At 48.8% G+C, this 21,259-nt stretch carries 13 protein-coding genes and 1 pseudogene; 3 read left to right on the plus strand and 11 right to left on the minus strand.

Annotation, left to right across the window (positions count from 1 at the left end):
• Positions 1-22 precede the first annotated feature (22 nt).
• From HMPREF0999_RS03995 to HMPREF0999_RS04005, 3 genes are read left to right on the plus strand one after another with little or no spacing between them, the layout of a single operon-like run.
• The gene (locus HMPREF0999_RS03995) at positions 23-1,741 is read left to right on the plus strand and encodes a tetratricopeptide repeat protein (protein ID WP_005860034.1); all 1,719 of its coding nucleotides are present in this window, start codon (positions 23-25) and stop codon (positions 1,739-1,741) included.
• Entirely contained in the window at positions 1,738-2,583 is an 846-nt protein-coding gene (locus HMPREF0999_RS04000; protein ID WP_005860032.1) for a DUF4292 domain-containing protein, read from the plus strand. The genes HMPREF0999_RS03995 and HMPREF0999_RS04000 overlap by 4 nt, the downstream gene beginning before the upstream one ends.
• Positions 2,584-2,589: 6 nt before the next feature.
• Positions 2,590-3,909 (plus strand): murein hydrolase activator EnvC family protein, encoded by a 1,320-nt coding sequence (locus HMPREF0999_RS04005; RefSeq protein WP_008773044.1) that lies wholly within the window; start codon positions 2,590-2,592, stop codon positions 3,907-3,909.
• A gap of 118 nt (positions 3,910-4,027) precedes the next feature.
• Here the strand turns inward: HMPREF0999_RS04005 and HMPREF0999_RS04010 are convergent, their stop codons facing one another.
• The 11 genes and pseudogenes from HMPREF0999_RS04010 to dusB form a co-directional block, all read right to left on the minus strand.
• On the minus strand, positions 4,028-4,882 hold the full coding sequence (locus HMPREF0999_RS04010; RefSeq protein ID WP_005860028.1) for a phosphatidylinositol-specific phospholipase C/glycerophosphodiester phosphodiesterase family protein: 855 nt from the start codon (positions 4,880-4,882) through the stop codon (positions 4,028-4,030).
• An 81-nt stretch (positions 4,883-4,963) separates the two neighbouring features.
• Positions 4,964-6,592 carry an MGH1-like glycoside hydrolase domain-containing protein gene (locus HMPREF0999_RS04015; RefSeq protein ID WP_008779045.1) on the minus strand — a complete coding sequence of 543 codons (1,629 nt, stop codon included), beginning with the start codon at positions 6,590-6,592 and terminating at the stop codon, positions 4,964-4,966.
• Between the two features lie 181 nt (positions 6,593-6,773).
• The gene (locus HMPREF0999_RS04020) at positions 6,774-7,922 is read right to left on the minus strand and encodes an alkaline phosphatase (RefSeq protein ID WP_009275224.1); all 1,149 of its coding nucleotides are present in this window, start codon (positions 7,920-7,922) and stop codon (positions 6,774-6,776) included.
• A gap of 21 nt (positions 7,923-7,943) precedes the next feature.
• Entirely contained in the window at positions 7,944-10,817 is a 2,874-nt protein-coding gene (locus HMPREF0999_RS04025) for a GH92 family glycosyl hydrolase (protein ID WP_009275225.1), read from the minus strand.
• 159 nt (positions 10,818-10,976) lie between these two features.
• Complete coding sequence (locus HMPREF0999_RS04030; protein WP_005860022.1) at positions 10,977-12,608, minus strand: RagB/SusD family nutrient uptake outer membrane protein; 1,632 nt, start codon at positions 12,606-12,608, stop codon at positions 10,977-10,979.
• 41 nt (positions 12,609-12,649) lie between these two features.
• Positions 12,650-15,898: a SusC/RagA family TonB-linked outer membrane protein gene (locus HMPREF0999_RS04035; protein ID WP_009275226.1), complete on the minus strand. Its 3,249-nt coding sequence runs from the start codon at positions 15,896-15,898 to the stop codon at positions 12,650-12,652.
• Positions 15,899-16,016: 118 nt separating this feature from the next.
• Positions 16,017-17,420, minus strand: coding sequence for a glucuronate isomerase (gene uxaC / locus HMPREF0999_RS04040; RefSeq protein WP_009275228.1), 1,404 nt, complete (start codon positions 17,418-17,420; stop codon positions 16,017-16,019).
• Positions 17,417-18,091, minus strand: a complete 675-nt coding sequence (locus HMPREF0999_RS04045; protein ID WP_005860016.1) for a bifunctional 4-hydroxy-2-oxoglutarate aldolase/2-dehydro-3-deoxy-phosphogluconate aldolase — start codon at positions 18,089-18,091, stop codon at positions 17,417-17,419. Before HMPREF0999_RS04045 ends, uxaC begins: the two co-directional genes overlap by 4 nt.
• A 36-nt stretch (positions 18,092-18,127) precedes the next feature.
• Positions 18,128-19,171, minus strand: coding sequence for a sugar kinase (locus HMPREF0999_RS04050; RefSeq protein WP_009275229.1), 1,044 nt, complete (start codon positions 19,169-19,171; stop codon positions 18,128-18,130).
• Positions 19,172-19,259: 88 nt separating this feature from the next.
• Positions 19,260-19,730 (minus strand): annotated as a pseudogene (locus HMPREF0999_RS04055) (AAA family ATPase); the annotation flags it as partial.
• A 369-nt stretch (positions 19,731-20,099) separates the two neighbouring features.
• Positions 20,100-21,089: a tRNA dihydrouridine synthase DusB gene (gene dusB / locus HMPREF0999_RS04060; RefSeq protein ID WP_009275231.1), complete on the minus strand. Its 990-nt coding sequence runs from the start codon at positions 21,087-21,089 to the stop codon at positions 20,100-20,102.
• Positions 21,090-21,259: the final 170 nt, after the last annotated feature.

A 21,259-nucleotide genomic window follows, 5' to 3' on the forward strand; every position in this document is an offset into this window, starting at 1 on the left:
TAAGGTTAACAAGAATAATAGGATGTTTAAGCAACTGATATATCTCATCTCTTTCCTCTCGTTGGTCGCTGTGCTCCCGGCTGGTGCTACAGAAACGGAGAAGGATCAACGTAAATTCGATTACTTCTTTTATGAGGGCTTGAACTTGAAGAACGCCGGGAAATTCGACGCCGCTTATGATGCCTTCAACCATTGCTTGGAGATTGACTCTACGGCGGCTCCGGTCTTGTATGAGCTTTCTTCTTTTTATGTACAGTTGAACCGTCCGGAGAAAGCGGTCGAGATGTTGAAAAGAGCCGTGGCCAACAGCAAGGATAATTTCACGTATAAAATGGCATTGGCGTCTATCACCCGGAATCTGGGCATGTATGGCGAAGCCGCCGAGGAGTACGAGGAATTGGTTCGTGATTATCCGGAGAAGGAGGAGCTGAATTATTATCTGGCCGATGCCTTGACGCAAGCCGGCGAGATCGGGAAGGCGATCGAGGCTTATGATGCGTTGGAGTCGGTTATGGGTATGAACGAGGCGATCTCCATGCAGAAATACAAACTGTACGTCCAGTTGGAGAAACCGGAAGAGGCTTTCAAGGAGATCGAGAAGCTAGCGGCTAAATATCCTATGGAGGCCCGTTACCAGATCGTATTGGGCGATCTTCATTTGGAAAACGGGGAGATGGACAAGGCTTTGGCTTGCTATCAAAAAGCGAATGAGATTGATCCGACCGACCCTTATTATATCGTCTCTATGGCCAATTACTACGAGGCGAAAGGGGATAAGGAGGCCGCCGAGCAACAAATCCGCAGCGCTTTGGTAAACGAGAAGCTGGACGTGGAGACGAAAGTGAACATCCTTTCCCGGTATATCTTGAAACTGCAACAAACGAAGCAAGGAACTGAGAATGCGAACCATTTATTCCAAACTCTTTTGGAGCAACATCCGGAGGATATCGACTTAAAACTGATGTATGGCGGTCTCTTGATGGCCCAAGGAAAGACAGAGGAGGCGAAATTCCAGTTCCAGTTGGTAACAGAGATGGAACCGGGTAACGCCGGGGCTTGGCAGCAATTGCTGAATCTGGCTTTGAAAGGGGAGGATATCCCGGAGGTCATCCGTATCTGTACGGCTTGTATGGAGCTTTTCCCCGAGTCGCCGGAATATTACTTCTATCTGGGTATCGCTTACTACCAACAACAGAAATATCAAGAAGCCTTGAATACCTATTATGCGGGCTTGAATATCATTCCGAAGGAGAACCTGCCGCTGAAATCGGATTTCTACGGTCAGATCGGTGATATTTATTACCAGATGGGGCAATTGGATCAAGCGTATAAAGCGTACGATGAGGCGTTGAAGTATAATGACAAGAACGTGGTCGTACTGAACAACTACAGTTACTTCCTTTCTTTGGAGAAGAAAGACTTGAAAAAGGCGGAACGTATGAGCGCCCAATGTATCAAGCTGGAACCGGACAACGCCACGTATCTGGATACCTACGCTTGGATCTTCTTCGTACAAGGAAACTATACCTTGGCGAAAATCTATATCGAGAGCGCTTTGGAGAAAGATAAGACAAAGAGCGCCGAACTCGTGGATCATTATGGGGACATCCTTTTCATGAACGGTGATAAGGAAAAAGCGGTGGAGCAATGGAAAAAGGCGAAAGAGATGGGGAAGGATTCCGAGATCTTGAACCGTAAGATCGCCGAGCAACAATATATAGAAGACGAGAACGCGAAATGAAAAGAGACTATTTCTTGACCTTCCTGTTATGTGGAGGTCTTTTACTTTCGATGTTGACAGGCTGTAAATCGTCCAAGAAAGTCGGGACGGTGGAATCCGCTAGCGTGAAGGCTCATAATGAGTTCTTCCAGTCGGTGGAGGATCAATCCTTCCAGTTCCGTACCTTGACGGCCCGGTTGAACGTGGATCTGGATATCCCTGGTAAGCAAATGAGCTCTCGGGTGGATATGAAGATGGTCAAGGATAGTGCTTTCCAACTGTCGGTACAACCTTTTCTCGGGATCGAGATCTTCCGTATCGAGTTGAGCCGGGATACGATCAAGGTGGTAGACCGCATGAATAAACGCTATATGATCGAGAATTATTCCAATTTGCAAGGGCAGACTCCGATCGAGTTCAACTTCTACAATTTGCAGGCTCTTTTCACGAATCATCTGTTTATCCCGGGGGAGCAGGGCGTTTCCCGTAAGCATTATAATCGTTTTAAGCTGAATCAAGAAGGCCCGGTAGCCGAGATCAAGACCAAGGATGCCATGGGGCTTTTCTATACCTTTAAGGCGGATGGCGAGGAGAAACTTCTCTCTACCTATGTAGCGGATCCTTCCGATCGTTATGCCTTGCAATGGCTGTACGAGGATTTTCGCTTGGTGGATCGGCAGCCGTTCCCGATGTTGATGGATGTGCAGGTGTTGAAGAACGGGAATCCCGAGGGTGGGGTGAAGATCCATTACTCCCGTATCCAACTGGACGAGCCGCTCAAGTTGGATTTTTCGGTTCCTTCTAAATATAAGCGTATTACCTTTGCGCAAGTATTGAAAACGATTACGAATCTGAATCAATAATCTATCATGAGGCACGTCTGGATCGTTCTATTGGCATTGTCTTTATCTACCGTGGTTTACGGTCAGAAATCCGCCGCTGTCCGTCAGTTGGAGCAGCAGCGCAAGGAGGCGTTGGCCGATATCGAGGAGACGAATAAATTATTGCAAGAGACGGCCCAGACTGCTAAAACTTCCCTGAACCGTTTGAATCTACTCTCCAAACAAATTCTTTCCCGTAAGAAAGTCATCAGTTTATTGAATCAAGAGCTGGATGAGATCGAGAAAGATATCTTGAATATCCAAGGCCAGTTGCGCACCTTAAAACGGGAACTGGGCGATAAGCAGACGAATTACGGTAAATCGATGCGAGGGCTTTATAAACGCCATAGCTCGCAAGATAAATTGTTGTTTATCCTATCCGCCGAGAGTTTCTCTCAATCCATGCGGCGTATGCGGTATTTGCGGGAATATGCGGATTGGCAGAAGCGGCAAGCGAATGACATCGTTGAAAAGCAGGCCGAGATCAGCCGTAAGCAAGCTGAGATGGAGAAGACCCGTGCCGAGAAACGTGCCCTTTTAGGAACTCGTCAAGAAGAGAGTAAGAAGCTAGAAAGTGAGGAAGCTTCTCAGAAAGAGGAAGTCCAGCTATTGAATAAGAGACAAAAGGATTTGAAGGCGGATCTCCAAAAGAAGCGTCGTCAAGCCGAGGCTTTAAACCGACAGATAGAGAAGCAGATCGCCGAGGAGATCGCCCGTGCCGAGGCCGAGGCGAAAGCCGCCCGTGAACGTGCGGAACGTGAGCGTCGTGCTCGTGAACAAGCTGCCGCTAAGGGTAAACCCGTACCGGAAAGTAAAAAAGAGCCGATCCGTGAGGAACGTGTGGCGGATACGAAAGGGGGCTATGCGATGACAAAGGCGGAGAAGCAATTGTCCGATAACTTCGCCAATAACCGGGGACGTTTGCCGTATCCGGTGGCCGGAAGACATACGATCGTCGCTACATTCGGCGAGCAACAGCATCAGGAGTTGAAATATGTTCGTACCAGTAATAGTGGTATCGATATCCAGACCTCACCCGGGGCGGATGCCCGTGCGGTATTCAATGGGGAGGTGACGCGTGTGTTCGTGGTGCCGGGGTATAATAATTCCGTAATCGTTCGTCATGGTAACTACTTGACGGTTTATAGCAATTTGAGTCAGGTATATGTAAAAGCGGGCGACCGGGTCTCTACCCGTCAAGCGATCGGAAGGATCTATTCGGATCCGGAGGACGGTAATTCCACGATCCTCCATTTCCAATTGTGGAAGGAAAAGACGAAGCTGAATCCGCAGCCTTGGTTGGAATAAAAGCGGTTGTGATATGTTAAAACTATGATGGGCATTATAAGGCTGTTACGATGCCTGTTGTAAAGATGCTAGAATGCCCATTGTAACAACCTTATAATGCCTATTGTAATTTTCTCGTTTAACGCTCGTTCAATACGTTGTATAACCCATTCAGGTCATCGGCACCTACCAAGTCTACGCCTTCTTTGATGAAGAAGCGTTTGAACTGCTCGGTATCCGGGGCGCCCCACCAACGGAATAGTTTTCCCTCATCGTGGACTTTCCGGATGATCTCACGCATCTTCTGTAGTTGGTCGGCGGGCATCTCACCTTCGCCTTTCCATGTGAAGAAATCGGAGTAATTATCGCTTATGACCGGAGCGAGGGAAGCAGGGATGCCCTGTCCCAGATCCTTTATTTGTCCGTCGAGGAAGGTGAAGCGGCTGTTCTCTTTCGGCAGGCTGTTCTTCGGACGGTCGCCGGAAAGGAAGAAGAGGACGGCACCTTCTTTATATTCGCCGTTATCGACGGAACAGAAATATTCCTTGTAAGGTTCCATCTGTTTCTTTAATAGCTTGTACATCTCTTCGCCTTGTGCCTTGCAATCCACCATCAGGTAGAAAGGACGATCGCTACCGGGATAGACCTTACCTCCATTCGCTTGTATGCGGGCCACGAGCGGCTTGAGGTATAGGTTCTCGAAGGTAATTGCCGGATTGGGTTCCGGGCGGTCATGGGAAACGTATAGCTCGTCATCGATCAGCCACAGATCGGCCTCCACGCAGTTGAAGCGGAAGGACAAGGCGTCCAGCAGAGGTCTCTCCCGCCAGTAATCATTGTGCGAGAAGGCGTTGTAATGAATTGCGGAGGAGGCTTTCTGAATCGTCTGCTCCGTGGTTGTCTCCGCCACTTGAACTGTGTCCGATCCCTTCGGGGAGGAGCAAGCCGTACAGAGGGCGAGGGAGGTGATAAATAAGGATAGAATCTGTTTCATATACTAATTGTTTTTTGAGTCTAGTTGTAGAGACGGGGCGTGCCCCGTCTCTACAACTGGATGTTTGATGGATTTACTGTTTTATACGGTTTGCGTGCCGGGTTTTACGTTAGCCGTCTTCTGTTTGTCGCCCCAAAGGACGGTTAGTTCCAAGGGGACGTCGCTGGTAATTTCTACCTGCGGCTCTTGGGTAGCGGAAGAACGGGACTTGACTTTGATCGCTACCAGACCGTCGAGGCCGAAAGGATAACGGTCGATACCATAAGCCTCCGTCAAGTTCACGTCTACGGTCAATTTCTTCTCGTACACATTGGAGCGGATGCCGAAGATTTGCTCGATCAAGCCGGAGATCGGTGCCAGTCCGCCCCAGCCCACGAAATTCGGGCGAGCCATGAAGCCCGGCTCCTCATGTTCCGGAGCGTAGTATTCCCAGAACGTACCGGTATTCTTATACACCTTTAGGACGTTATCGTAATGGTTGCGTGCGATCTCGTAAGCCAATTTACGATAGCCTTGTTGCAATAGGCCGGTAATCACCATATAGTTCGCTCCCGGCCATACGCCACCCTGCCAGTAGCGGCCGTTATCCTTGTATTTAGGATGGTTGGCGGCAAGGGAAGGGACGCGGTGCAGGCGGTTGAATGTCTCCTTGTTATCCAGCTCGGCCACGAAAGCATCCATGCGTTCCTTGGACAGGACATCGGTCAATAAGGCCCAGTACGCGTAGATTCCCTTGGTGGAGGAAAGGCTTCCGTCGGCGTATTGATCGAAAAGGAAATGCTCCTTCTCGTCCCATAGGTTCTCGTTGATATACTTCTTTAGCATCTTCTGCTCGTCCTCGAACTCCTCGATCTCCTGCCAACGCTCCAGATAGAAACCCATCTCAAGCAGATGCCCGGCGGTGAAGTATTGTTGCAAGCAAACGTCCAGCCAGATCATATGGCCGTGGCTGTATATCGGATTGTATTTCGGTTCCACCCGGGGCATGTTGTCCATGCCGGTACCCCAGCCGCTGGTCCAATACGTACCGTTGCGCCACGTATGGTTTAGCTTCAACCATTTATAATAAGCGCAAAGGGCGGGGAATATCTTGTGTAGGCGGTCTATATCGCCGAACTGCTTATAATAGACGATCTCGCTCCAAGGGAGGATATTCGGTCCGGTGCTGGTCGGATCGTAACGCTCGAAACAGTCCGCTCCGTCCGCCTTGATCTCCCGGCAGATGAAACCGTCCGGATGTTGTTTGGCGTAGAAATTATCTAACGTACGTTGGAAGGGGAAGAAGCGGGTACCGAAACGGGCGAACATCATCATGAAGGCGGAGTCCCACATGAAGATATTGCCGTTGTAGGCGACATCGAGGTAACTGCATACGAAACCGGAATCCGGTTCCGGGGCCTTGATGTTGCCGATGCCGATTTGCCAAGCCTTCCAGTACATCTCGATTTCCTTCTCGTGTCCGCTCCAAGTCGGGTCCGGGAGGATTTGCTTGGCCTCCTCGAAGGTTCCGGGCGTGATGGTCTCCGGTTTCGCCGTCCGGAACTCGTTCTCGGTCACGAAGGGTTCCTTCAGGTAGGTGTTCTTGTAAGGAAGATTGTATTTGGGGCGTTTCTCTTCCATTTTCTCTTGCGCTAAAAGGTTCCCGGCGGGAACGGAGGCCGCGCCTGCCGCAAGAAGGGATTGCTTTAAGAAGTTTCGTCTTGTTGTCATTCTTTATGATATTTATTGGGGGAGAGAGGGAGAAGGCGCGCCTCAGTCGGTGAACACAGTCCTCCCGGTCGGGTACCGTAGTACTGCTAGTCAAGTACTGCTGTCCTCTCAGCCAAAGTACTGCGGTACTTGACTAGCGGGATAGCCCTGTTATACTCTCCATCGGATGAATACTGTTTGATTATAGATTCAGGAGCTTTTTGATCTTCCAGAAGATATCCGTATTCTCGAAGATACCCGTGAAGTTCTCGGCGCCCGGGCCGAAAGCATAAACGGGGACCATTACGCCGCTATGCCCTCCGGTGGAGAATTTACAAACGATACGGCCCTCGTTCAGATCCCCGTCCACCAAGGTAAGGCCACCGGTCTCGTGATCGGCGGTTACGACGACCAATGTCTCACCGTCTTGGGCGGCCCATTCGAAGATACGTCCGATCGTACGGTCGAAATCATGTGTCTCTTGCATCAACAGGTCGATATCGTTGAAATGTCCGTAATCATCCAATTGGGAGCCCTCTACCATCAGGAAGAAACCTTCCGGGTTTTGTCCCAGCAGATCGATCGCTTTCATCGAGGCACGAGCCAAGAGATCGCCTCGCTCGGCGGGAAGCGGGGTGTCTACGGTATCGGTAACGCAGAATACCTTGCCTTTTTGGATCTTCGCCAGTTCCTCCCAGCTACGGGGAGTCTGGTAACCTTTCTCCCTTAATTCCTTGAACAAATCGCGACCGTCCGCACGGTTCTCGAATAGCTTGGAGCCGCCGCCGAATACGTAATCGACGCCACAGTTCACGTAATCCGCTACGATCTCGGCCTCGGCGTCACGATCCGTATTGTGGCAGCAGAAGTCGGCGGGCGTAGCATCCCATAGGCGACAGGTAACGGCGATGCCGCTTGACAGGCCTTTCTTATTCGCCAAGGTAGTCAAAGATTCCAAGGGCTTGCCTTCCGGGTCTACGCCTACCATATGGTAGTTCGTTTTATGGCCGGTGGCCAGTGCGGTACCTCCGGCTCCGGAGTCGGTGATGAGGCGGTTGGCGCAATAGGTTTTCGAGAGGCCGGTGTATTGGGAGTTGTCCAGCCAGAGCTTGCCCCGGTTGGCGGTCCAAGCGGAATACATGTGCATAAGGCTCATACCGTCGCCGATCATTAGGATCACGTTCTTTATTTTCTTTCCGGTAGGGGGGACTAGTTTCTTGACCTCGTAAGGTTTCTCTAGTACATACGTTTGTTCTTTGTCTCGGCGACTTTGTGCCGCGGCCTCCGGAACGATCATGCCGGATAGCAGGATGGCTAAGGCGGATAGCACGGATAGAGTTGTTCTTCTCATATGATTCAGTATTTAATATTATCAATTTATATAAAGGTTCTCTGTTGGGATCGCGTCTAGTTTGGACATGCTTGGCGTACGCCAGCTCCAGCCTAGGTACTCACCCTCGTAATCCTCGAAATAATGCAAGGCGAAGGGGTGGTAGCCTTTTTGTAAGGGGATGCGTCCCGTCGCGTCGATGGCGGCGTGGGAGGCATCATTGTCCACTACCTTTTCTTTGCCGATATAGAGGACGCTACCGTCATCCGAGCGGGTACTGAACTCATAGACACCGTCTTCCGGTGCGTATATATATCCGGTGAAGATATAACCGAAATGATCCGGCAATTTAGCGTTCAGGATAGAAGGCTCAGGTATTGTTCCGGTCTCGACTACCTTCGCTTTTTGCAGATCGGCTACCCATTGGAACTCTCCTTCGTAATAGGTATAAGCTACCCCATGCTTCGTAGGCTGTATGGATAACGCGGGGCGTAATACGGCTTTTGTCGCTTGGATCGAGTACGTACGGCTGGGTACGAATCCCTTTTTATATCCTTTGGCCTTGATAATCGTGGTCTCTTTTAAGACGAATGGCTCGCTGTATACCGGAGCGTTCTCATCCGGTTCCGATCCGTCAAGCGTGTAATGGATAACCGCCTCGGGTGTCGTGGATTTTAGTTCCGCCGTAATCTCTCCTTCAAATAAATCCAGATCATTCGCTATGTAAGGGATAGAGACGGTAGGTTGCTCCGTATAGGAATAGGGAGCGTACTCGGGAGCGGTTCCCCAACGCTTGTCCGGTGTCGCCGAGAGCGTAAAGTCCAGTGTGCCTCCTTGCATCAACTGGTCGTAGGTGATGTAGCAATGCGATATCTCCTCGCCGTTTAAGGTAACCTTCGTGATATACTTGTTCTTATCCGGCTGGTTGGCGGTAATGACCAATGTCTTGCCATTGCCCAGCTTCATGTTCGCCTTATCGAACAACGGGGTCGTTAGGATAAACTGGTTGCTACCCGGACATACGGAGTAGAAGCCGAGGCTGCTCAAGATATACCAAGCGGACATCTGGCCGCAATCCTCATTGCCGATGATACCTTCCGGCGTGGGCTGGTACATCTCGTCCAGCAAGCGACGGGTCCATTCCTGTGTCTTCCAGGGCTGGCCCACATAGCTATATAGGTAAGCCATGTGGTGGCTAGGCTCGTTGCCATGCGCATATTGACCAACCAATCCTGTAACGTCTACCAGATCGCCGACTACCTCGGAGGTAACCATAAATAAGCTATCCAGATCAGCGATGAACGCCTCCCGGCCTCCGGACAACTGGGTCAATCCATATACGTCATGCGGGGTAAAGAAACGATATTGCCAGGCCGTAGCCTCCGTATAGGAACGTCCGATGGCGAATGGATCGAAAGGAGTCTCCCAATTCCCATCCTGCCGTTTGCCCCGGAAGAACCGGGTACTACCGTCGAATACGTTGATAAAATTCTGGGAGCGCTTGATGAACGTCTCATAATCATCCATATGTCCTAAAGCTTTCGCCATTTGTGCGATACACCAATCATCGTAGGCAAATTCCAATAGGCAGGAAACCGATTCTTTCTTGATATTCGTCGGGATGAAGCCTTCCTTTATATAATAATCCGCTCCTTTCTTATTCTTCTCCGCTGAGATTTTCATCGCTTCGAGAGCGTGTTCCGCATCATATCCGCGAATACCTTTCAAATAAGCGTCCGCTATAATCGATGTGGAGTGATAACCGATCATGGTCCCGGTCTCGCCTGCCGATAAGGGCCATAACGGAAGCTCGCCGCTGGCGTCGTACATATCCAAGAGAGACTGTACCATATCATTCACCAAGGTAGTATCCAACAGAGTCATCATCGGATGCCAGGCCCGGAAGGTGTCCCAAGTGGAAAAGGTGGAGAATTGGCGGCGACCTGCCGGGATCGTCGCTACGCTCATGTCGTGACGGCGGTATTGTCCGTTCACGTCGCTCGCTATATTCGGGATGATCTTGCTATGGTATAGCGCCGTATAGAAATTCGTGCGCTCGGCTTCGGTGCCTCCTTCTACCGTGATAACGTCCAGTTCTTTTTCCCAATTGGAGCGTGTCGCTTGATGGATGGCGTCGAAATCAAAGCCATAGGAATCCGTCTCTTGCTCAAGGTTCAGACGGGCGTTCTCCTCATTTACGATCGATACCCCGACTTTGCAGACGATGGGCTTTCCGGTAGTCGTATCGAAGGTAAGTACGGCTTGCCGTTCGGAAGGCTGTTCCATGGAAGAGAAGGGTTGCGAGAATTGCGCTACAAAGAAGACATACTGATTGTCTACCCAGCCCCGGGTACGCCGCATACCGGTAAGCTCATTCTCCCCGGTTTGCTTAACCCAGCCTTCGTATATATATTCGTTATCCAATAAATGGTCCATATCGACCACCAACGTAGACTCTATCCCTTTTTTATAGGTATATCGGTGTATCCCGACATGCGGGGTCGTGGTAAGTTCCGCTAATACACCTGCCTCCCTGAGATTCACCGAGTAGTAACCCGGGGAAGCCTTCTCGTCCGAGTGCGAGAACGCTAGAGGTGTCTGGAGTGACGGACGGAATAGGATATCGCCAAGGTCGATACATCCCGTACCGCTTAAATGGGTATGGGAAAAACCCATTAAGGTAGAATCGCTGTAATGATAACCAGAACAAGCGTCCCAATTCCCTTTCCGGGTGTCCGGACTGAGTTGGACCGCTCCGTAAGGAGCCGTGGCCCCGGGATACGTGTGTCCGTGAAATCCCGTGCCGATAAACGGATTCACGGAATCGATGGGGGATTGTGGTGCTTGGCTACAGGCCGTGAATAAGGCTATTATCCCTGTACACAAGCAAGAAGAAAGAGTTTGAATTAATCTCATGGTGTATCTTTTGTTTACTATATTATACAATTGGCAAAGGTAAACTACCTATTTGAGATATGCGTTTTTACCCGGTAGAAAATAACACGGGCTGTTTCATTTTCTGAGACAGCCCGTAATTGAATCTTATTCGTTCCTTGATCGGTTTAAAGGAGCCGGTTAATATCCCTCGTTCTGCTTCAGTTGACCATTCGATTTAGTAATCTCTTCACTTGGATACGGGAATACCATCATATGTGCTTGATAGGCGTTTTTGTTGGTGTAATCTTCGTAACCAATAATCGTGAACGCGGATTCCGGATTCGCCCGGTCTTCATATCTGCGGATACGTGGATGTGCGTTCAACTCTTTATCGGCCAATGTCTTTATGTCGGCATTGGAAGAACGGTTCCAACGCTTTAAGTCGAATAGATGGTCTGTAAACTCAAAAGCCAATTCACAACGGCGTTCGTGATATAGATCCTTCATCGTGGCGGTGCCGGCAAGCGGTACCAAGTTGGAGCGTAGGCGGATACGGTTGATATCTGCGGTTGCTTTATCGGCTTGGCCTGTCATTAAATATGCCTCGGCACGGAACAATAACATTTCTGCGAAACGGATGATCGGGAAATTGACACGGACCGTAGGCCAGTCTCCGTTAGCACTCACGGCTCCTTCACCTACAGGGTCTGAGTATTTGAACGCGTCCATGTATTTATTGATCATGAAACCAGCTTCAAGATCGGAGGTAGACCAGAACTTGCGTGTCTCGCCGAAGAACGGGAACTCTTGGTTGTATTCCAAGATTGAGCGTACTAAACGGTCATTACCTTTACCATCTTTCGCCATTTCTTCGTAGATGTCGTAAGAGGGCTTCATCTGCCCCCAACCATTATATTTGCCCCAGCCTTTGTTCTCAAGGATAATACCCGGGAATTCGGTACCGCCCGGTAGTGCGCCACCGATACTCGGAATAGTCCAGAGATATTCGGCGTTCCAATAATCTTTCAAGTCAGACGAGAATAGTTCCGCAAATGTGGGAGCTAGATCTCGATTGTAGTTGTTCTCTAATTGATTGACCATCTCGATGACGTTGTTCCATTGGGTAGCATCCCAAGTAGCCCAGTAAGCATAAGTTTTCGCTTTGAACGCCACGGCAGCAGCCTGATGTGCCCGGCCCCGGTTGTCAGCGTCATAGGATTCGAAGTTTGGAAGGTAGGCGATTGCCTTGTCCATATCTTCGATGATCAGTTTATAATTGTCCATAACGGTAGCCTGCTGAGGCGGTATGGAGTTGTCGTAATCGTCGGGGAAGTCCTCGTAACGTACGAAAGGCACTCCTTGTTTATCCGTACCGTACCGATAAGCGATCAGATAATGTGCCCAACCGCGACTGAAGTAAGCTTCGCCCAAGCTGCGTTTCTCGACGGCGGTCAGCGTCGTTCCCTTTTCTTTCTTCACTAATTCTTGGATGATCCAATTCGCACGGGACATAGTAGAATACATACGGCTGAATACATCTCTTAGAGGAGATTCATCACCGGTATAGGCTAAGGTCGCCAAAGAGTTATAACCGCGCGTACGTCCCCAAACAATGTCGCATGCGGCTCCCTGTTCCCAGAATAACTCACGGCCGTAACAACCCTCTTGATGGAATCTTTCATATAATCCGTCAATGGCATCAATGGCCTGTTGATCATTCAAGAAATAGGAGGTTGTAGTTGCGTTTCCTTCCGGCTGAACGTCGAGGAAGTCGCTACAAGAACTACAAACCAATGCGGATAATGCTAATACTGTAATATATCTTTTCATTTTGATCCTTTGTTAATATGAATATCTTTTAAAACACCCGATTAGTATGTCAATTTGACTCCGACAGAGAATACGCGTGAAACCGGATACTTCAAGGCATCCCAACCGCCGGTTTCCGGGTCCATTCCTGAGTAGTTCGTGATCGTGAAGAGGTTCTCACCGCTAAGGTAAACCGACATCATGCTGTTGCGTTCTTGCAGGTGAGCGCATTTCCTGATAACATCACTCAAGTCATAGGATACGGTGAAGTTCTTCAAACGCAAGTAAGAAGCATTCTCCAGATACCAATCAGACGGTGTGCTAAAGTTGCTATTCGGGTCGTTTTTCGATAAGCGTGGAATATTCGACCCTGTATTCGACGGACTCCAAGCGTTCATGATCTCTTTTGAGCGGTTGAAGTTTCCTTCTACATCACTTAAGGCCATATATTTACCTACATATAAAGCTTGTGCTCCACCTACGCCTTGGAACATAGCGCTTACGGAAAGCTTCTTCCAAGTGAATCCTCCGGAGAATGAGAATGTAGTTTTAGGTGTAGCGCTACCGCAGTATTGACGGTCTTCATCATTGATGACTCCATCACCATTGGCATCGACGAATTTCAAATCGCCGGCTACAGCGTCCGGTTGGATTCGTTTTCCGTCTTTGTTTACATAAGCGGCTGCCTCTGCGTCGCTTTGAAAAATGCCGTCAGTCTTGATCAGATAGAAAGAGGCCAGCGGTTCTCCTTCGGCTGTTTGATACATATATGGAAGGTTACGATAACTTCCATCGAAATAGGCATTGTCCTTGGTGATACCTGTCCAGACACCCGGGGTTCCGTCTGCGTTCTTTACCCCAATATCAGAAACCCAGTTCTTTAGATAAGAGAAGTTTCCGGAAACGAAGTACGACCAATCTTTATTTACCTGTTGGTTCCAATTGATTTGCGCCTCAAAACCTCGGTTGCGGACTTCACCTTGATTGACTAACATGGCATCGATACCGATCGTTCCCGGCCAGTTCATCGTTTGCGACTGGATCAAGTTGAACGTGCGTTTGTCGAAATAGTCGAATGCCATGCTCAAGCGATTGTCGAACATGTTCACATCTAGACCTAAGTCCCATTGCTCGGAAGTTTCCCATGTTAAGTTGGGATTTAATGCGGTAGAGTTATAGACGAAGTTTCCCCAAATCTTGTTCGATTCTACGCCGTACTGTGCCTGCTCCGACCAATAATTCTTACCTAATAAAGCTGATTTGTAATTATAACCGATAGATCCTAGATTACCGACACGTCCCCAAGAAGCACGGATCTTCAATAAATTCAGTGTCTCGCTCTTCGGGAAGAAAGATTCATTAGAGATTTTCCATCCGGCTGTTACGGCAGGAAAGTCGCCATAGTTATTATCTTTAGGTAGACGGCCTGCGTAATCACGACGCCAAGAGGCTGTAACGAAGTAACGATCGTTGAAGGAATAAGCCAGACGGGCGATCAAGGATACGTTTGCGTCAGGACCGGTCAAATAATCGGTTGCGGAAACGGAATTCGCATAGGATAGATATTGTAAATAAGCGGATTCGTCAGATAAATCTTTTCCATTAACCTCTAATCCTCGCTTGCTGTAATGATCGGCCGTAGTGGATAGTAAGACACCCACGGTGTGCATGTCATTAAACGTATTGTCGTAGGTCAATGTGTTTTCCGTTTTCCATGCGTCTGCACGGTAAGTCGTTTCATCCAGATTATTTGTCAAGGAGGGTTTTCCCACCTCGTCACGGATCGGGCTGAAGTTCTTATATAGATTATTCTTCAGGTTGTAAGTGAAACGGCTCGTGAACTTCAAGCCGGTAACGATATTAGCTAGTTCCAGACTGGTCGTACTCCAGATGTCGCTGGTTCGGTCATAGCGGTTTTCCGCTTCCAGCAAGCGAACCGGATTGACAGCGTCTCCGTGGATATCCGCGAAGTTGGAGCCATATTTGGCGATGTAATCCGGGTCTTCGGTCGTTGTTCCACCGTAAGTACCATCCAGCGGATTGTAAACCGTAGCGCTGGCAGGCATATACATAGCCGCCGCGACAACTCCCGTATAACCACTGTCGGTATCTTTTGAACGGCTTTCGTTGTTTTTCCAAACCACGTCTTCGGTGATAGTCACCCATTTGTTCAGTTTGAATTTACCGTTGTAACGAAGTGAAAGGTTCTTGTTGAAAGTATTGATCAATACACCTTCATCGTTATCGTAAGCAAATGAAACACGGTTGGAGGCATTCTCGGAACCAACATTCAAGGCTACGTTATGGCGTTGGTAGAAAGCGGTGCGGAAGATCTCGTCCATCCAGTTGGTACGTGTGGTACCTACCCATGGGTTCTTGGTCAAATCCCAACCGGTCGGCAATGTAAGCCCTGCGTTTGCGTAAGACAGTTTTCGCATCTCGAGTTGCTCTTCCGCATTTAACGGCTCGATTACGTTGCTAGCTTTACGAACACCGAAAGTCGCGTCATAGCTCAACGAGGTCTTGCCCTCTTTCGCCTTCTTGGTGGTTACCAAGATAACACCGCCGGCTCCGGATTGCGCTCCATAGATAGCGGCAGAGGCAGCATCTTTTAAGACGACAATCGTCTCGATATCATTCATAGAGGCGATGGGTGCGCCGGGAACACCGTCAACAACCCATAATACGTTATCGCCATTCTGTGAGCCCTGTCCACGAATCACGATCGAGGGTGTAGCCGTCGGGTCTCCACCGTTCGCTTGTACGGTAACACCCGCTAACTGCCCTTGCAACATACTTTCGGTAGAGGTAACCGGACGGGCCACCAAGTCTTCCGTGTTGTTCAGCACGCCCACGGAAGCGGAGAGATCTTGTTTGCGTTGCCCCGCTCCATAACCGAGTACGACTACCTCATCCAATTTCTGCGTATCTTCTTCTAGGATGATGTTGAAGGTCGTTTTCCCGTTTATCGGGATACTTTGCGTCATATAACCGATATAACTGATCTCTAAGATAGCGTTTTCCGGAACTTCCAGTAGGAAATCTCCATCGAGCCCGGTGATTACTCCGTTTGTCGTCCCTTTTACGATCACGTTCGCGCCAATTACAGGAATCCCCGCCTGGTCTTTGACGATACCGGAAATCTGTTTCGTACTTTGTTGGTAGATGCTGGGACTCGGAAGTTCTAAGCCCGATGATTGCCCAAAGACGGGAGAAGCTTGAGCGGTTTGGGTACCCGCCACTATGCCACATAAAGACATCCCTACGCATAGATGCTTGACAGGGATGAAATCATAAAGCCGTTGTTTCATGTTTGCGTATTTTAGTGTTTATCTAAATCTGCCGCAAAAGTAGGCGTAATATGTGCGAGTATAGTGGAAGGTCTTATGAAGTGTTTGTGAATAAAATGTTGCAAAGCTGTTGCAGTAATCAGAAATCAAAGTATCGTTTAGCGTTGTTGTAACTGATGTCCTCCACCATCTGTCCAATGAAGGAAAACTCGGAGGCGGGCAATAAGCCTTTCTCTATCTCATTGCCTAGCATATTACAAAGGATCCGGCGGAAATACTCATGACGGGGATATGACAGGAAGCTACGGGAATCTGTCAGCATACCGACGAAACGGCTTAAAAGACCGAGGCTGGAAAGCGCATTTAATTGATCTTCCATGCCTTTGATCTGATCGAGGAACCACCAAGCCGCTCCATATTGCATCTTCCCGGGTACACTGCCGTCGTTGAAATTGTAGGCATTGGCTACCATCAACTCGGTGTCGCGGGGATTCAGGTTGTAAACGATCGTTTTCGCTAACAGCCCTTCTTGATCTAAACGGCTGAAAAAGCGGTTGATGGAAACAGCTACCGGCTGATCATCGATAGCGTCGAAACCTGTGTCTGCTCCTAATAACTTGAACATCCGTTTGTTATTATTCCGATTTGCGCCGATATGGAATTGTTGTACCCATCCACTCCGGGCATCCATCACCGCCAATTCGTATAGCAATGCCGAACGGTATTTGCGAACTTCCTGCTCCGTGAGCGATTTACCCATACGAGCCTTGAGGAAGATCACCTCAATCTCCTGCTCGGTATAAGGTTCGGCATAGAAAGTATCCAACCCGTGGTCCGATAACCGGCACCCTTGGGCGGCGAAGAAATCATGTCGTTTTTGTAAAGCCTCCAATAAATGCTTGTAGGTGAGGATGGTCTTATCGGCAGCCTCCTCCAGCTTGGACAAATAGTCATTAAGCGCCTTGAAATTATCGATAGCGAGTACCTTGTCCGGTCGCCATGCCGGATATACACGAGTGTGGCATCCGTTTGAACGTATTTTTTGATGGTATTCCAAGGAATCTATAGGATCGTCGGTCGTACAAACGATCTCTACGTTCATCCGTTTCATGATGGCTTGCGCACGATACTCGGGGGTACGTAGTTTATCCGTACAAGTTGTGTAGATTTCCTTGGCGGAAGCCGGATTCAAGACTTTATGGATTCCGAATATACGGCTAAGCTCCAGATGCGTCCAATGATAAAGCGGATTTCGCATCGTGTAAGGCATCGTCTCGGCCCATTTAAGGAATTTCTCGTAAGGAGATTTATCTCCGGTGATATATTCCTCGGGAATACCGTTCGCTCTCATCGCCCGCCATTTGTAATGGTCTCCGCCCAGCCATATCTCCGTAAGATCCTCGAATTGGTGATTCTCCGCTATTTGCCGGGGATCCAGATGGCAATGGTAATCAATGATGGGCATCTTCGCCGCATGCTCGTGATATAACTCACGGGCCGTGTCGGTCTGGAGCAAGAAATCTTGATCTAAAAAGCTTTTCATACTTGGCGATACTTTTGAATGATAGATAAGGCGTCGCGGCATAAATCGGTAATGGATTGCCAATCGTTTCCCGCTATCGCTTCTTTGGGAAAGAGTTTGGATCCCATTCCTACGCAGGTCACGCCGGCCTTGAACCAAGCGGATAGATTCTCCTCTGTCGGCTCCACGGCACCGGTCGCCATGATTAGGGTCCATGGCATGGGTGCCTTTATGTTCTTGACAAATGAGGGACCTCCTACATTTCCGGCGGGGAATATCTTGCAAAGGTCGCAACCTGTTTCTTGGGCAAAGCCGATCTCGGATACGGAACCGCAGCCGGGCGTATAAGGGATGAGGCGACGGTTACATATCTTCGCTATCTCCGGGTTAAACAGCGGACCGACTACGAAGTTTGCCCCTAGCTGTATGAATAAGGCGGCTGTGGCCGGGTCTACGATAGAACCTACGCCCAATACTAATTCCGGACATTCCTTGGCGGCGTATTTTACCAGCTCGCCAAATACCTCGTGGGCGAAATCTCCCCGGTTAGTAAACTCGAAGGCTCTGACGCCTCCCTCGTAACAGGCTTTTACAACTTGTTTTGCGATCTCTACCTCTTTATTATAATAGACGGGCACCATTCCGGTTTGGATGATAGCCTGTAATGTTTGTATTTTATTGAATCGAGCCATATTGGGAATTAAAAATTGAAAGTTGAGAATTGAAAATTAGCGGGAGACACGGCCGGAGGTGTCGCCGGACATGAGTTTTTCTACTTCCTCTACGGTTACTTGGTTGAAGTCTCCGTAAATTGTGTGCTTTAGGCAAGAAGCCGCTACTGCGAAGTCCAAGGCTTTCTGGTCGTCACCGGGGTAGGAGAGCAAACCGTAAATAAGGCCTCCCATAAAAGAATCGCCTCCACCTACACGATCGACGATATGGGTGATGTCGTACCGGCGGGATTCGTACAATCGGTTGTCGGCGTATAGCACTCCGCCCCATGTGTTATGATTGGCATTGATGGAGCCTCTTAGCGTGATGATAACTTTCCGGGCACGTGGGAAGTGAGCCATTAATTGGGTACATACCGACTGGAAAGAGACGGCGTGTACCTCACCTTCCGTGGCGGCGGCGTCGAAACCTTCGGGCTTGATACCGAAAACCTTCTCGGCATCTTCCTCGTTTCCTAGAATGATATCGCATCCGGCTACTAGTTCCGGCATGACCTCATGGGCTGTCTTACCGTATTTCCAGAGATTTTTCCGGTAGTTGAGGTCGCAGGATACCGTGATGCCCAATCGGTTTGCCGCCTGTATCGCTTCCAAGCATACGTTGGCGGCACCTTCGGATATGGCTGGCGTGATACCTGTCCAGTGAAACCAAGAGGCATCTTTGAATACCTCGTCCCAATCGATCATCCCCGGTCGGATCTCGGCGATGGAAGAATGAGCCCGGTCATATACCACCTTGCTGGCACGAGCGACCGCTCCGGTCTCCAGAAAATAAATGCCTAACCGTTCCCCTCCGTAAATGATCTTGGATGTTCCGATACCCTGTTTGCGTAATTCCATAACGCAGGCACGGGCGATGTCATTTTTGGGTAAACGGGTTACAAACTCAGTCTCTATGGCATAGTTGGCGAGTGAGGCGGCGACATTCGCTTCCCCTCCGCCAAAAGTAGCGTTGAACTGATTGGCTTGGCAAAAGCGTAAATAGTCCGGAGTAGCCAGCCTAAGCATGATCTCTCCGAAAGTTATGACTTTCTTACTCATGGTGGTATAGTATTATGTTTTTCGCAAATGTAAGGGTTTATTTCGAATAATGTATAGCGTGTGTGCGAAAACATAGGCTTTTTTATTCCACCTCCCGGACAAAACGCCTGATTTCGAAAGGAGTCTTTGGGGCGCTAACACTGGTGTAGAAAAGAAGCAGGTATTTGACAAAGCCTTCTTCTACCTCTAAATTGGGAAATCCTACTTTATAGATACCAAAGCGAGAATCATAATCCTTGATCGTAAGGTAGCCGCTTTGGTAAATGACAGGGACAGGATTGCTAGAGGTTGAGTCGATACTGTTCAGCACATCGGCATCGGTCTCGGTATTTGCCAGCTCATAGAGGTCGTAATGGGTGTGCTTGAGTAACTCTACTAAATAAGAAGGTGTCCCGGTCTCGAACCAATAATCTTCAGGCCGCATATATTTAAAGGTATTCAGCAGGCTGAAAGGGTTATAGATACCCGGTACGTTGGCTACGAAATGATAGCCGTCGTAACGCTTTCTCAGCAAGGAGTGTGTTTCATCATAGGTCAGTTCGAGGGAGGAGGCCAGTTTATGGGTATCTCCGTCCTTGCGAATCTTCTCGAAATTCTGTATACCGACTGGGATAAATAGTCTGGTTCATAGTGCCAAATATTTAATGTGACCTATTGACAAAGATACGATAAGTTTCTTGATTTAGGATATAGAGTCCGGAAAAACAAAAAAGCCGCTAGTCCCAATATGGATGCGGCTTTTTTTGCTCCTCAATGAAACAATCTCACGATTCCCCCCTTGCAAAGACTTGTTAACCTTAGATCTAAAATACTATGAAAAAAACTCGATGCAAATATAAGGGGTTTTATAATATGCGTCAATAGTATTTGTAACATTTTATTGTAAAGATATCGCAAATAGGTTTCAATTTGATATATATCAAGCTTGTTATTCTGAAATTCCGTACTTTTTAGGAATGTTATTCATAATTTCGAATAATTCGTTAACAGTCTCCGCACGTAGCATGGCGATCCGTGTTTGCTTGAAATCGGTAATACCTTTGAAGAGTGGAGTAGCTGCCAGATGACGGCGAATATGTAAGATTCCCCTACGCTCGTCCAATCGTTCCACGCTTTGCTCCACTTGTTTTTTTAGGATATCCAGATACCAAGAGAAAGGCTCTTGTGGCAATAATTCCCCGGTCGTAAGATAGTGTTTTACCTCCCGGAAGATCCAAGGGCGGCCTATGCTAGCCCTACCGATCATTACGGCGTCTACGCCATAGTCCTCGAAACGCTGCTTGCATATCTCGGCGGAAGTCACGTCGCCATTCCCGATGATAGGGATTTGCATGCGAGGGTTATTTTTTACGGCACCGATCAAGGTCCAATCCGCCTCGCCCGTGTACATTTGCGCCCGTGTACGTCCGTGGATGGAGAGGGCGGCGATACCGCAATCCTGTAGTTGCTCGGCCAGATCCACGATAACACGGTTGTCGGCATCCCATCCTAAACGGGTTTTCACGGTGACGGGGATGTTCACGGCTTTCACTACTTCTTTCGTGATTTCCAGCATCAACGGGATATTGCGTAGCATGCCGGCCCCGGCTCCCTTGCCCGCTACTTTCTTTACGGGGCAACCAAAGTTTATATCTAAAATATCCGGACGAGCTTCCTCGCAAATACGTGCGGCCTCTACCATCGAGGCTACGTCCTTGCCGTAAATCTGGATAGCGACCGGACGTTCATCATCGGAGACATTTAGTTTTTGCTGTGTTTTGTTCACACTGCGGATCAACGCGTCGCTCGATACGAACTCCGTATATACCATGTCCGCCCCGAAGCGTTTGCACATCAAACGAAACGAGATATCCGTCACGTCCTCCATAGGCGCCAAGAATACCGGACGCTCCCCTAAATCTATTGAACCAATCTTCATACCTTCTGTTTGCTAACTAAATAGAGATTACAAAAGTACTTCTTTTTGGGGAATAATTTTTACATCTCGTAAGATGATCGGTGGATGGAACAGGCGTTTTTAATAATCCGGATCATTTATGATATATTGATAGAGCTCGGATTGCCCCGCTTTATTTAGGATCTTGTGCT

Origin of the sequence: Parabacteroides sp. D25, from assembly GCF_000307475.1 — a bacterium.
In the GTDB taxonomy this organism is placed as follows: Bacteria; Bacteroidota; Bacteroidia; order Bacteroidales; family Tannerellaceae; genus Parabacteroides; species Parabacteroides distasonis.